The 14,356-nt window shown below is 29.1% G+C and carries 10 protein-coding genes; 6 read left to right on the forward strand and 4 right to left on the reverse strand.

The window, feature by feature from the left end:
- Positions 1-108 precede the first annotated feature (108 nt).
- The 4 genes from L1275_RS00305 to L1275_RS00320 all read left to right on the forward strand — a co-directional run bounded on the left by L1275_RS00305 (position 109) and on the right by L1275_RS00320 (position 2,464).
- Positions 109-348, forward strand: coding sequence for a hypothetical protein (locus tag L1275_RS00305; protein WP_253468537.1), 240 nt, complete (start codon positions 109-111; stop codon positions 346-348).
- Positions 349-420: 72 nt separating this feature from the next.
- On the forward strand, positions 421-912 hold the full coding sequence (locus L1275_RS00310; protein WP_253468539.1) for a dual specificity protein phosphatase: 492 nt from the start codon (positions 421-423) through the stop codon (positions 910-912).
- 261 nt (positions 913-1,173) lie between these two features.
- On the forward strand, positions 1,174-2,043 hold the full coding sequence (locus L1275_RS00315) for a hypothetical protein (protein WP_253468541.1): 870 nt from the start codon (positions 1,174-1,176) through the stop codon (positions 2,041-2,043).
- Between the two features lie 145 nt (positions 2,044-2,188).
- A complete protein-coding gene (locus L1275_RS00320) occupies positions 2,189-2,464 on the forward strand; it encodes a hypothetical protein (RefSeq protein ID WP_253468543.1) in 276 nt (91 codons plus the stop codon).
- A gap of 154 nt (positions 2,465-2,618) precedes the next feature.
- On the opposite strand, the gene L1275_RS00325 is transcribed toward L1275_RS00320, so the two are convergent.
- From L1275_RS00325 to L1275_RS00340, 4 genes are all read right to left on the reverse strand, one after another.
- Positions 2,619-3,914: an erythromycin esterase family protein gene (locus L1275_RS00325; protein ID WP_253468550.1), complete on the reverse strand. Its 1,296-nt coding sequence runs from the start codon at positions 3,912-3,914 to the stop codon at positions 2,619-2,621.
- 382 nt (positions 3,915-4,296) lie between these two features.
- A complete protein-coding gene (locus L1275_RS00330) occupies positions 4,297-7,530 on the reverse strand; it encodes a hypothetical protein (RefSeq protein ID WP_253468552.1) in 3,234 nt (1,077 codons plus the stop codon).
- 175 nt (positions 7,531-7,705) lie between these two features.
- Entirely contained in the window at positions 7,706-8,884 is a 1,179-nt protein-coding gene (locus L1275_RS00335; protein WP_253468554.1) for a serine hydrolase, read from the reverse strand.
- Positions 8,885-9,052: 168 nt separating this feature from the next.
- Positions 9,053-10,699 (reverse strand): serine hydrolase, encoded by a 1,647-nt coding sequence (locus L1275_RS00340; RefSeq protein WP_253468556.1) that lies wholly within the window; start codon positions 10,697-10,699, stop codon positions 9,053-9,055.
- Positions 10,700-11,452: 753 nt separating this feature from the next.
- Here L1275_RS00340 and L1275_RS00345 point away from each other — a divergent pair.
- The gene (locus tag L1275_RS00345; protein ID WP_253468564.1) at positions 11,453-12,511 is read left to right on the forward strand and encodes a CNNM domain-containing protein; all 1,059 of its coding nucleotides are present in this window, start codon (positions 11,453-11,455) and stop codon (positions 12,509-12,511) included.
- Between the two features lie 619 nt (positions 12,512-13,130).
- On the forward strand, positions 13,131-14,297 hold the full coding sequence (gene nhaA / locus L1275_RS00350; protein ID WP_253468566.1) for a Na+/H+ antiporter NhaA: 1,167 nt from the start codon (positions 13,131-13,133) through the stop codon (positions 14,295-14,297).
- The last annotated feature ends 59 nt before the right edge of the window (positions 14,298-14,356 follow it).

A 14,356-nucleotide genomic window follows, 5' to 3' on the forward strand; every position in this document is an offset into this window, starting at 1 on the left:
TTGAGTCAGAAGTCAAATATTTTAAAAATCTTTCAGATAGTTTGAGGATATCAAATAATCCGAAAAAAGGCCAATGATAATATTAAATTATCAGATTTAGAAAACAAATTGGAAAATCTAAATAAGATAATTTTAGATAATCCAGAAAAAGTACTTTCGATACCTTTACTCAAAAATGAAATCCAACATTTGAAAGATCAAAATGAAAAAGATGGTAAGGTGCTAAAAGTAGAAATTGCTAGAGCTTATGATACAAATAAATGGATAATTGGATTAGTGTGTACTATGTTAGTAAGTATTATTGCTTTAAATATAAGTAATTTATTAGCGAAGAGTAAAAAGGATTAGAGATAGATAAAAATTGTAGTATTAATTGATTATTGGCAAGATTCAAATTGCTATAACTCACAGTAAAATAAAATGAGAGAAATTGATAAAAATTTATTCGTTGGTAATTTGATTGATTATGAAAATATGCAATTTGATGAAGATTATTATTTTGTTCAAGCTTGTAAAGAACCTTGTCATAGAAAAGCATTAGGATATACTGGAAGGTCAGCTGACGAAAGCCATCCAGAATATTTAATAGCACGTCGAGAGAGAAAAATTATTTTGAACATGATAGATCCGCCGACTGGAAAATATTTTGAAAACTTAATGTTTGAACATTCGTTAATTTTCATTGATGAAAATTTGAAAAATGGCAAAAAAGTTTTAATCCATTGTAATCAAGGAATTTCTCGTTCTCCAAGTATTGGTCTGCTTTATCTAGCTACAAAGGGCAAAATAAGGAACGAAAATTTTTCATTGGCAGAGGAAGATTTTATAAAGTTGTATCCGAATTACGCACCAAGTGGCATCAAATTTTTTTTGACATTAAATTGGAAGCATTATTTTAACAATGGAGTTTAAAAGCATATCAGTTCAAGTATTATATGTTTTAAAATTAAGAATTCACAATTTTCTATTTTTCAATATTTTAGTTAGTAACATTATCGGTTAGAGTATCCCTTGATAATTATCTAATCATATTTTTTAACCAAATTTAAATGCGATGGTTCTGGTTTAAACGTAATGTTAGGGATTATAGCTAAGTGTTAATGGTAAATAGTTGTAAATAAGTATGTGTTTTGTAATATATTTTTATATTTTTGATGAAAAACTAACTAAATTATGACTAAATTAAAATTAGAAGCTTGGGCTTTACCTGTTAAGAATCCAGTACTAAAATTTGTAGCAGATCATACATATGTAACTACTGAGGATAAAAAATTAGTCTGGGGCTGTTGGGGAGGACATACAGGAGGTCAGAAGGTTGCACAAGGTGAAGCAAATAAAGAAATAACAGTTTGTATTGCGGGTTCAGATGGTAGTAGTGGTGAGGGCACTGCAGGTGTATTAGTATATGCAGTAAATGGAGTTTGTCATCAAACCGCAAATAGAATCTTACGCGACACACGTCAAACAGTTTATAAAGCAAAGGGATATGCAGCATCTTGGGCGCTTTATGGACCTTATGGAACTATTTCACCGGGAGGTATGAAAGACCCTCTATGGATTATCAGGGAAACAAAGTGTGGTATTAAATGGTGGTCTAAAGATCCTCTATGGTTAAACAATTCTACTACATCTGACATCTACTATGAAGAATTATCTAATTTCTACTCAGATTTGAATGATAATTTGCAACAAAATAAATTAGGCTCTGCTAAAGAAGTAGAGATTTTGTTATATACAGGTGAATTAAAAGCATTAGCAAAAAGTCGTCTTTCTGAAGAACTATCTTTAGAGAAGATAAATTCTATAGTTAAGTATCAAATACAGATGAAAGATGAATTATCTGTATTTTCACTAAAAAATATAAATAATAATACTTTAGGTAGAGAAAATGCGGATAATATTAATAAAATATTAAATATTTTTTTACAAAAAGTAGCTACTACTATCACTGAAAGTGAGTATGAAGCAATTTTTGATTGCAAACCTGGTATTGAAATTAGTGTTGTTAATCCAGAATTTACCCTAAATGATGATATTAAATAACTCGTATTTAATATTTTTTTCATTTTTAACCGACAAACAAAAATAACAGAGTACAAAATGTCATTAACCCGAGTTGTAGCTCGGGTTTTTAATTAATCAGAAAAACCAATTGCTCTACTTACACGGTAGATTGTATGAAAGTTTTTTGGAGCAAGAAGAGTTGGATAGTATTCAGGAAAAACTTTATAAAATAGTGAAGTTAGAATGGGATTCTATTGACGATAATTTTGAGGATGGTACACGATATATTATGATTTTACAGAATAAAAACAATGAAAAAAGAATATTTGTTAATAATTCTTGCAAAGGATACCAAGAATTAGATTCGTTAGTTTTTACTATTATCAAAAAAATTAAAATGAAAAAAAGTAGGGAATTCTATGAAAGTTTAGAAAAAGCCTCTGTACCAACTTTTCCATGAAATTGATAATCAGAAAAGCGAATAAAACTATTATGATTTAAAACATTTAGTTCAATTTCATGATTGTAAGGACTGAAAGAATATTGGAATGGGGGACAAGGCAAAATAAAAAGCACGCTATTAGATGTGAAGTTATACGCGGTCTTTATTATTACTATAGATTAAGATTTGGTGGTGAAATTTCTTTTACAAAGATTAGCCCGTCATAGGCCTGGTAATATATCTTATTAATTAAAATTCTATGCAAAGGTTTAGGTTGATACCCACCTCCACCAATCATTAAATGGCTTGATTTTTTGGAGAAAAAATGAGTTGGTTCATTTAAATAAGAATCTTCCATATCTATAAAAAATATATTTTTATTTATAGACATTAACATATTGGCGTATGTCTTTGGAAAAGGTTTTGTTATATGGTAAGTTTTCCAATAATTTCCTTTTTTCTTATCAATTACATAACCGTTTATTTTACCTGTACCGAAGTCGAATCCTATACTATAATAATCATCTTTATAGTAATCCTTTAGATGTCTTCCTAAAGTAAGTATTCCGCTACCAGTATAGTACATTTCCTTCTTGTTTATATGCTCATTATGCGCCCAAATAAAAACTTTTTCGCCTTTCGCTTGTTGATCCACAATGTACTTTACATTTTCAAACATTTTTAAATCTCGGAATTCAACGCTAGTAGGATATTTCTCTTTAATTGAAGTCGCATATTCAGCATAACTGATTAAATAATTTAAAGATCTTTCAATGGTTTGATATTTTTGCTTATCTAAATTGGAATGCAATATTTGTTGCTTAAGCTGATTTAATTTAGGAACTTGAAGTTGCCACCAATCAGAAGGTTTTTCATAATCAATCTTTTTATTTGAACAACTATCCGCGACAATTAATAGACTTTCGTCAATTTTAATTTTGTGCAACAAAACAAAATCTCGTATTTCAAGATTAATTTTATGACCTAACTGAGTGTCCATGCCATAAAACTTTATTTGTTCCTCTTCTGCTTTTCCAATATTATAATTACGCATCCATTCCAAAAGATCTGTAATTTCTTTGGTTTTCCAAAATCCAATATTAAAGTTATTTGCTATTGTTTTTTTATCACCTTGGCCTCCTTTTATCCATTCGTTTATTCCTTCTTCGGCTTGATAACTTTCTTCCATTATAAAAACTTTAAGGCCTTTATTTTTGACTAAATACTTAAAAAACTTTGCTTTTAGATCAAAAAATTCTTTTGTATTATGCGAAGCCTCTCCAAATCCATATATTTTAGCATTTTCGAATTTAATAGGGGTGTTGCTATTAAAGATATTAAGTTCAGAATCTGGATTTGCATCTTCAATGGTGATGGAGTTATCACTTATCCAATTTATAGTTTCTTTATTTTGTGAATAGAAAAGAACTGGAATAATGAGTGCTATAATTGAAATTATCTTTTGCATATTATTTAAAAGTACGGGTAAAATTGTTTTTTGTACAAAATAAAAACACATCTTAGTTTTGTTTAATCTTTTCTAGATCTGCATTTCGTGTAGTACATTGCTAATATAGTTAATTATTTATTTAGATGATTTTGTGAATTGTAAAGTAAATTTTTATCTAAATGATATTTGAAAAACTTATACAACGTATCTAATTTAGTTTTTATGACAAAATAGGAGTTGTGCAACGGTTATTGCTGTTGTATGCAGGCTTTATTATAGTCCCTGCTAACCCAAGTATTTTTGACTTACACACTTTATGAGACAGTCCCTAAAAAAGGGAGAAACTTTCTATATTTCCCTTAACCTGCCATTTTGCAAAACTGATGTTGTGCGATCGTACTTATTCATTCCAGGGTTTTTGTTGTAGGACTTTAAGAATAGGTGCGTCACTAATATTGTCAGGTATTATTGGGTTATCATCTTCAGTAATTACAACCTTCTCAAAGTCATGTATTCCAATTTCCCAAGCATTTTTTATAGTTAGTTCACTTTTCAATATTCCAAATTCAATTATAGGAGTCATTTGGGAATTAGAATCTATATGTACAGGGATAAGTACGTACTTTCTGTAAGCGTTATATCCGTTTTCTAGATTATTCAAGTTTGTATTATTTATAGGTTCCATTCTATGAAAACGAGATGATAAGTAAATAAATTGACCATCTGACATTGTACTTTTGTTTATTTTTTTACTAATAAATACCTTATACCAATAGGGATTATTTTTGTCAATTCCCTTGATAATTGTTATGGAAATTTCTTCATTACTATCCACTTTCCCATATTTATCAATCCACTCATTGAATATTTTTTTTCCATAATCAATATTCTCAAATGATAAAATTAATCCAAAAGGTATGCTATGCGATGAAAAAAAACCAAAAGCTTTCCATTTCGCATTATCCCATAATTCAGTATTAATAATTGTTTCAGCTTTAATTCTTTTATGGGTAACATTCTCAAAATTTGGTTTTTCTCCCTTTTCATCATTTTTAGGTAATTTTTGCAATTCCTTATTTATTGTTATAGGGGATTCAGTTCTTAGTAAATTATATTCTGAGATATTACTGTTTATCCAATTTTGTAAAAAGAATTTAGGTTTGTTGGTCAATATATTTGTTAAAAAATTGTGATGTTCTATGATGATAGATAATCTTTCATGAACCTCATCTTTTTCAAATAGATTATTTAAGAATTTTTTAATGTCTTGAAACAGATAATTTCCTTCAAGTATAAGAGGAAGTAATTCATCTACAAGATTTTTAAAGATTTCTCCATTATATATTATTGAATTTTTTAAATGTATTTTGAAATAGTTTTTGTTGATAACTTCTAATTTGAAGTTATCATTCATTTCTTGGTAATCAATTGATATGTTTATATTTTCAGATATTGGAAAAGCTTCTTTAAACGAAGTAGCTAAGAAGGACTCAAAATAGGCAAGCATACTTTCTGCTATAATTAGTAATTCTGTATTTTGATTAAATAAAACTTTAAGTTGTATTCCAATAATCTGACTTTCAATATATACTTCTTTAGTATTTAAGAAATTTGTCTTATAAGCTATTTGCTCAACAAATGGCTGATTGGCAAATTTATTATAGTATTCTAGAAAGTTTTCTTTTCTTAGGGATGTTTTTGTTTCATCTAATTCAATCAAATCTTCATTTCCTAATAGATACAAAGAAGCGTCTTCACTTAACCAAAGTTCATTCGTTTTAAATATATTAGGTAAATTCTTTAAATTATCAAATTCCTCGAAATTCAAATTTAATAGTCGAATAGACAAACATGCATCTGTCATATGCTCGGTTGGTATGTTTTCAAGATTATTTTCGTTAATTTCCTGTTGGAAATATCTTTGTAAAACCAAATATAGTTCGTACCAACATAATAACACTGGTATTCTACCTATTATAACTTCATTCTTCAAAATATCTTCAACACTTCTAAGAAACTTAGGATTTAAATTCCCTGTTGTAAACCAATTATTTGCAAAAATATTAGTAGCAGAAACTAAAGCATTGTATGATGCCCAATAAAGGTTTAATTTAGAGTAGGCATCACTTAAAAGCATCAAACAATAATAAAATTCTGTTTGAGTTTCATCTTTTGCAAGCTTTCTTGACGCTTTACCAAAATAAATAAGACTTTCTCTAATTAAATTGTTTTTTAATTTGGTAACTCCTCTATTTAAATATGTTTTCCCTGAAGTTAAGTCAGATATTCTTACGGATTCGATTTCGGCTATTACATCAATCAAATTATCGTAATCCTTACTATCAGGAAGAACTTTATCATATACGCTTATAGTTCCTTTGAGCTGTTCAAATGGAATATCTAAATGATTTTTGCTTAATTCAAAATAGACTTTAAGATTTATTAATTCTTCTGAGACAGAAATACCATTTTCTAATTTTACCCTAATATGAAAAAATGCTATATAAAACTTAGCAAGTAGAGAAGTTGATGGTTTATTTTTATTTTGACTGCAATTCGTTAAAAATGACAATAGATCTTGATCTTCTTTTTCATAATCGACTAAAAGTAAATCTTTAGCTTCTTCAACATTTGAAATTGTTTTAAGAATATTATATAGATTTAAATAAAATTCAATATTGTTAATGTTTGGTTCTTGGTTTACTAGTTCTTTTACACTTAAGAATTCATTGTAAAACAATTGGTATCCGTCATACCAGTTGATTAGTGTCCATCCAAGTTGATAATGAACTCTTATTCTTAATTGAATATTATTAAGTTTATTTGCGAATTTTAAAGCACGTTCAAATTTACCAATTACTTCTGTTTTAGAAAGTTCTAACATCCTAGAAGTTATTGCACTTTCAAGGCAATCTTCAATTAATTGAAAGTCTATTTCAAGAAAACGATTTGATGAATTAATTTGACTTTCTAATTCCTCTAGTTTATTGATTCTTTCAGCATCTTTTGAACCAACAATTTTTTCTTCTAAAAATGTTCTTGAGAGATTTAAGGATTCGATGACTACGTTTAATAATTGATTGCTGTAAACATTTTCTAAAATCCATTCAGCATCCAAAATAATCAATTCTACTTCATAATCATGTTTAGTTTGGTCTTGAACATCCTTTTTGTGCTTACTAGAAATTTTTTGATTTGAGAAGAAGAATATTTTAGTATAACTTCTATTAGTTTCTATTATTTTTTTAACATCAGATTTTACTTTTGGCTTCCAGTCTTTTTTTGCACTTATTGCAAAAGCCCAATTTTCACATTCATTCCATTTGTTATCACTAATGTACCATCTATCAGAAATAAAGTTAGAAACAGGATATGTTTCAGAATCAGTTTTGCCATCTCCGCCACCAGTTGGACCTACTTGCGGTATTAAATTTGGAGAGATGAGTTTTTCAGCAAGCTTTCTACATAAAGTTTCAAAACTATCATGTTTTTGATTTGTAGAAATTTGACTTATTTCATAATCAAGTTGTTCCCTTGGTAAAACAACTTTTGCAACAATTTTTGAATCAGAAAAATATTCTGGTCTTCTGTGCCTATAAAATTGTGATGGTGTTGGAAATTTTTGTTCTTTCATTCTGATAAGATAGTTAAATTAGCATGTCGCACAATGGAATACGGCTTGGCGATAGTGGCGGAATAAAAAGCTGAAACTTTCGATTAAATACTAATTTTTCAAGTACAAAACCAACTTCAAAATAAGCCAAAACCTGCCATATTGCCAAACTGTGGTTATGTTAAGTGCTTTTAATCTATTCAATGTTTTCTAGATTTTCAGAAATCTCTTTTAGATCTTTTAGCAATTTTTGATTTTTATCTGTGTCAATATTCGCATTAATCAAAACTATTCGGCCAATGTTGGTTTTAAGGTCAATAGAAATAACGGCAAAAACTCCAGGGTCACTTCCTGTATGGGTTAATCTCCCTTTTTTATTATAACTCCAAAACATTGCTTGATTAGTTATGTTTTTGTTTGAATTACTTGGAAGATTATTTTCCTCAAACCTTTTCTTGAAAATAGTTTCGTATGATTCTTTGTTTAGTATCTGTGATTTATTATTATATCCGTTAATGATTTCTTTTACATATTTTGTTAAGTCGTTTAAAGAAGTTTTTAAACTCCCATCGGGATAAATTATTGAGCTATATGTCTTCACGCTCTTATCATCATTCATTAAGTTTTTATAAAAAGGTAAATCAGAAATGTTTATTTCATACAATTTCGCGTAATCTTTTGATCTTGTTTCGTCGTACAGCCAGTGTGTACTTTCGAGTTCAAGAGGTTCAAATATATATTTTTGAGTAAACTCATCAAACGACATTTTAGATTTCACCTCAATGAGATATGCAGCCAAGGCGGATGCTATATTAGAATAATTGTATTTACTTCCTGTTTCGGAAATATCAAAATTATCTTGACTATACGATTGTCCTTTTTCACTTAAACAACGTTCTAAAAAAACACCCAAAGTAATTTCAGGTCTTTTTGTAAGTTGGTAACTATTTATAAAAGTTACTTCATTATCAATTATTCCTGATGTATGTGTAAACAGATGTTTTATTTTAATTATATCATTAGAGTGATGTGGATTTAGAACCTTAAAAGGTAGAATTTCATTAATTGGTGTTTCAGTATCAAAGTATCCCAATTCCATTGCTTTGGCTAATGAAAGTGCAATCACAGTTTTACTCACAGATGCAATAGGCATAATTGTATTTTCTGTAAAAGGAATATTTTCTTTTACATTGGCAAAGCCGTAAGCTTTGGAAAAAAGGATAGAATCATTTTTTACAATTCCGATAGCAAACCCTGGGAAGTCTGAATTTTTATATATTTTTTGAAAATTTTCCTCAAGTTCTATAGTGTTTATTTGAGCACATAATGTCCCCGAAATAAAGAGCAATGAGTAAATGAAATTTTTAAAGGTCATTATTAGCTGTGTTTTTAGCATTTCACATAAAGTTTCGGCGCTTGGCGAGGTTGCGAACTTCGGAACTGCTTATTTTCTGTTAAAGATAAAATTTCATGCGAAATGTAAACGTGAATTTACCACAAAATTCGCAATCTTGCGAAACTCCTGTTAACTCCCTTTTTTTTGTTATTTCGATATTGCTGGTATTAAATATTCCTGCATAATTTTTTCAACTTGTTTTTCTCCGTATGGCGTATTATATGCTGTGGAAGTAATGACAATTACAATTGGTTGGTCTTTGAAAATAAAAATTCTATTTCCACCATTTCCTCTAGAATAGTAAACTTCATAATCCAAGCCATTTATTTTGTAAGTTTTGTTCCAAAACAAATAACCATAAAACTCGTCGTCTGATATTGTCATTTGATGTGACAAACTTTTTGCTATCCATTCTTGTGTTAAAATTTGTTTTCCATCCCAAGTTCCTAGATTTTTGTATAATTGCCCAAATTTAGCATAGTCCAATGAGCTTAATTGCAAACTTCCTGCCGTATTTGCAACTTTTTGAGGTGTGAATTGCCATTTATATTTTGTGATTCCAAGAGGTCGAAACAAACTTTTGGTTGCATATTTTTCTAAACCATTTGGTACAGATTTATGAATGATGTCGCCTATAACTATACAGCCAGCAGTAAAATAATCCCACTGCTTGTCTGGCTGTTTTGTTTTGTCAATAGGAAGATTTAATGCAAACTCAACCCAATTTTTAGTAGGATACATATTTTCTTCGTTTCCGGGTGATTCGGAATTCATATCGGAACCTTCTAAAGTTGAACTCATAGTCAGTAAACTTTTTAAAGTAATACTGTCTTTTGGTGTAGAATAGTTTTGAAAAGATTTTAGGTTGTAAAATTCTTTTAAGGTTTGAGTTTCACTTTTTATGAATTTATCTTTTATTGCAATACCTAAAAGAGTTGATGCAAATGATTTTCCCACAGAACGTGTGTCGTGAAGTGTATTTCTATTTGCGCCATTGAAATACTCTTCAATTAGAATTTTTCCGTCTTTTATTGCAACAATACTGGTTATATTTTTATAGGTTTTCTTTGCGATTTTTCGGTTTAGTTCTTCAATTTTAGCAATATCAATTTTCTCTGTTGAAATCTGCCAATCTTTAATTGGTTTTATCGATTGAACTTTGGCCAGTTTTTCATCGATTTTTATTTCTGGAACGATAATTTTTATTTGTCCTTCAGCAATTATATTACCTGTCAAGACTTCGGTCAGTTTTAAATAAGGTCTGATTTCAATTTTAAGTAGATGTTCGCCATGTGAAAGTGCTTCTTGTCCGCCATTGCCAAAAAATCTATTCCAAAGAAATTTACCCCAAGAATCTTCGTTAGTTGAACTTATTAATGGAACTCTGAAAATTGTTTTCTGATTTTTGCTTTCTGTAGTTCCTGCTCCAATATTTAGATTTTCAACATAAATTTTTTTGTTGTCAACAAAAAATGTAAATTGATAGTTCCCATTTTTAGTCAATTCGTTAGCAGTTGATTGAGGTGATAGCAAATGAATATAATTTGTCAATGAAGTGCCTAAAAAAACTCTAATGTTTAATTCGGTTTTCTCTTTTAATTCAACTGATTTTAGAAAATCGGTTTCTTTGAAATTTTCAATTGCGATTGCTTGTCCCATAAAAGCAATTTTACCAATGTTTGATTTATGAATTGGATAAATTATGCTATCACTTTTTACAAATTCGGTTTTTTGTCCAGAAACATTCAAGTATGTCAGTAAACTTAATGCTAAATAGGTTATTTTTGATTTCATTGATTTTGATTGAGGATTATGTTTTTAGCAGTTTCGTGAGCGAAAAAGGCAGTTAACATTGTTATTTCACGAAACAAAACACAATATAGTTTCGTAAAACAACACCTATATATGTATTTCGTTTAATTTGCTACTAATTTAATTGGTTTTTTGTAAATTAGATACTTAGTAAGTTATTTGTTGTGGATAGCGGAATAAAACAAGTTAAAATAATTTTATTTAAGTACGGATTACGTAGCAATTCTAAAAGCCTTACATAACCGATTGCAAGTACAACGATATACTAATAATACCATAAAGGCGTATTGTGGTTATGTATAAATATCCAGTTTGTGCTATTTATGGGAACTTATATTTTTGTGAGAGAATTGTTTTTTTAATATCACAATCTTCAAACTAAAAAGTATATACACTTTACAAAATATTTTAAAAACGTTTGTTTTAGTTTCGTTTGTTTTTAAAGTAAGTAATTCAAAATAGTTTTACCAAGCATTCTGATGTTAAAATAGTATTAATGAATATTTTATGCTTTACGAAAAAGATTACTTTTATCAAATATTAAATATATCATTAAATATTTAAACCGATGTGCTTCTTTTAAGGAATATATGTTTTTCACTGCTGCATCTTGCAAAATTAAGTATTTAAAAATATTCACTAACAGTATTTATATTTCTTTTTAAAAGTGAAAATATAAAGAATACAATTTTGTTATATTTATGACTAATTATTTAAAATCCGTATAAACCAAAAATGACACTACTTTTAATTTATCTATTTATTGCTCTTTTTATTTCGTTTATCTGCTCTATCGTTGAAGCCGTTTTACTCTCAATTCCAATTTCTTTCCTAAAATCAAAGGTAGAATTTGGTGATCGAAATATTGGTGCTATGATTAAATTGAAAGAAGATGTAGATAAACCTTTATCTGCTATACTTTCACTAAATACAATCGCTCACACTGTTGGAGCAGCAGGTGTAGGGGCGCAAGCCACAATTGTTTTTGGACAGGCTTCTTTTGGTATCGTTTCAGCGGTTTTAACGATCTTAATCTTGGTCTTGACAGAAATTATTCCAAAAACGTTAGGAGCTAATTATTCAAAAGAACTTGTTGGTATTTCATCGAAAATTATAAAGGTTATGATTTTTATTACTTACCCATTAGTGCTGATATCTTCAGTTTTAACTAAATTATTATCACGAGATAAAAAGCAATTAACTACAAGTAGAGAAGAAATTTCAGTATTAGCTAGTATTGGTACTCAAGAAGGTATATTTTTAGACAATGAGAACAAAATAATACAAAATTTGATCAAACTTAAAAGTATCAATATATCTGAAATTATGACCCCAAGGATTGTTGTAGTTCTTGCAAATGAAGAAATGACTTTACAAGAGTTTCTTAAAAATAAAGATTTTTTACATTTCTCAAGAATTCCTATCTATCACGAAAATCGCGATAGTATTACAGGTTATGTTTTTAGAGAACTCGTTTTTGAAAAGTTGGCAGAAGATCAATTTGATTTAAAATTAAAAGATATAAAAAGAGAAATCTTGACATTTACTGAATTCACAACTTTATTTGATGCATGGGATGTAATGTTAAATAAAAAGGAACATATTTCACTTGTAACAGATGGGTATGGTGGAGTAGACGGAATTGTAACTTTAGAAGATATAATAGAATCGTTACTTGGCTTTGAAATTGTAGATGAAAAAGATCGTGTTGAGGATATGCAGCAATACGCTATGGAGAGATGGAAGGGCAAACAAAAAAAATATGATTTGCTTCGTAAGAATGACCTAGAATAAAGGTGCAATTCATTGTTTTTTCACTACTGTATTTTCTGTTTTATATAATTATGCGGTAAATTTAAATATTATTTAAAACTCAATCTGAATTTTAGATGTTAACAGATCTTTTGAAATAATAATATGTTTTGCATCCCTATAAACAAGTATTGTTTCAGGGTTTTTAGTATAGCTAAAAACTTTTTTTGACTATACGGTAATAATTCATATTATTCTCTTTAGTGGTGAGTATTATGTAAATGTTCAAAATTGAGATTTATTCTTAGAATCTCCCTATGGATGATTGTTTTTGAGGTTGTTTTTAAATATAATAAAGATTCATTTGTAATTATTTGAATTTCTAGCGGTAGTACTTATACTTTTTGTACTATTACTTTTTGTCGCATATTATTATATAGTAGAGTCCAATATAGATTTTCTATTAAAAGCGAAGAAAATAAAAAATTGCGGAAAGCAGCAATCTTTGCGAGCCTGTTTTTGAGTGTAAATCTCTTGATTTGTAAAACCTTGAATATTTGGAATCCCAAAAAAATGTACTGATTTCTCATATCTTTGAAGCAAATGTAATTGTGTAATGGTATATTTGTATTTCTAATAAGTATATAAACAGATTAATACAATGACTGCCAAAATAAACTTGAATGTGTTTAAAGATTTTGTGAAATCAAATAATTTTGGAGGGATACTTCTTTTTATTTGTGTAGTATTATCTCTTATTATTGCTAATTCACCATTTTCAATAGGGTTACAGAGCATATTAGATACCAAATTGGGATTTGAGAATAGTGCTATACATCTCAATTATTCAGTAGCAATGTGGATTAACGACGGATTGATGGCTGTGTTTTTTTTACTGGTTGGTTTAGAAATTAAAAGAGAAATTGTCGAAGGAGAATTGTCATCGCCTAAAAAAGCTCTATTACCAATATTATGTGCGATCGGTGGAGCAATTGTTCCGGCAGTTGTTTTTTTGATGTTTAATCAAGGAACTCCGACCCTAGATGGTTGGGCAATCCCAATGGCGACCGATATAGCATTTGCATTAGCTGTTATTTCACTATTAGATAAAAGAGTACCCACGAGCCTAAAGATTTTTTTGGCCGCACTTGCAATTGTTGATGATTTGATTGCAATTTTAGTTATAGCGTTTTTTTACTCTTCAGGAATTGAACTTACATACCTTGCATATGCTGCAATTGGAATGGTAGTATTAATTGGAATGAATCGAATGAATGTTAAAAACCCATGGCTGTATATGATTCCAGGTGTATTTGTTTGGTACTTTATTCATCATTCAGGGATTCACGCAACTATAGCGGGAGTAATGGTAGCTATGACTTTACCTACTAACGATACAGAAAAAGAGTCTCCATTGGAACGATTGGAACATGCATTAGTAAAACCAGTTAATTTTTTAATAATACCACTTTTTGCTTTTACAAATACTAATATTACATTAGAAACCGGAATGTTTCGTGGACTTATTGAACCTTTAGGACTCGGTATTGCATTAGGTTTACTCTTTGGAAAACCTATCGGAATCTTATTAGTATCTTGGATCTGTACTAAAACTGGAATCGCGACACTACCTGAAGGTAGTGGATGGTTTCATATTTTAGGTGTGGCCCTTCTTGCTGGAATAGGATTCACGATGTCTATCTTTATCTCAATATTATCTTTTGATAATCCTTATTTTGTAGCTGAAGCAAAGCTTTCGGTCTTAGTAGCGTCTATTATAGCAGGAGCAGTGGGCTTTCTTATTCTTAAAGCTACAAGTAAGAAGTAAAGGAGATTTTAAAAAGATTGAATTGTTAAGTGTCTAATTTGTTTTTATAAAAATCGAAG

It is taken from the genome of Flavobacterium sp. HSC-61S13, from assembly GCF_024171535.1.
GTDB lineage: Bacteria > Bacteroidota > Bacteroidia > Flavobacteriales > Flavobacteriaceae > Flavobacterium.

What these genes read in the sequence shown, in the direction of transcription:
- L1275_RS00315 (WP_253468541.1), top strand. Translation starts at nt 1,174, where the DNA reads ATGACTAAATTAAAATTAGAAGCTTGGGCTTTACCTGTTAAGAATCCA.
- L1275_RS00310 (WP_253468539.1), top strand. Translation starts at nt 421, where the DNA reads ATGAGAGAAATTGATAAAAATTTATTCGTTGGTAATTTGATTGATTAT.
- L1275_RS00345 (WP_253468564.1), top strand. Translation starts at nt 11,453, where the DNA reads ATGACACTACTTTTAATTTATCTATTTATTGCTCTTTTTATTTCGTTT.
- L1275_RS00325 (WP_253468550.1), bottom strand. Translation starts at nt 3,914, where the DNA reads ATGCAAAAGATAATTTCAATTATAGCACTCATTATTCCAGTTCTTTTC.
- L1275_RS00340 (WP_253468556.1), bottom strand. Translation starts at nt 10,699, where the DNA reads ATGAAATCAAAAATAACCTATTTAGCATTAAGTTTACTGACATACTTG.
- L1275_RS00330 (WP_253468552.1), bottom strand. Translation starts at nt 7,530, where the DNA reads ATGAAAGAACAAAAATTTCCAACACCATCACAATTTTATAGGCACAGA.
- L1275_RS00335 (WP_253468554.1), bottom strand. Translation starts at nt 8,884, where the DNA reads ATGACCTTTAAAAATTTCATTTACTCATTGCTCTTTATTTCGGGGACA.
- nhaA (WP_253468566.1), top strand. Translation starts at nt 13,131, where the DNA reads ATGACTGCCAAAATAAACTTGAATGTGTTTAAAGATTTTGTGAAATCA.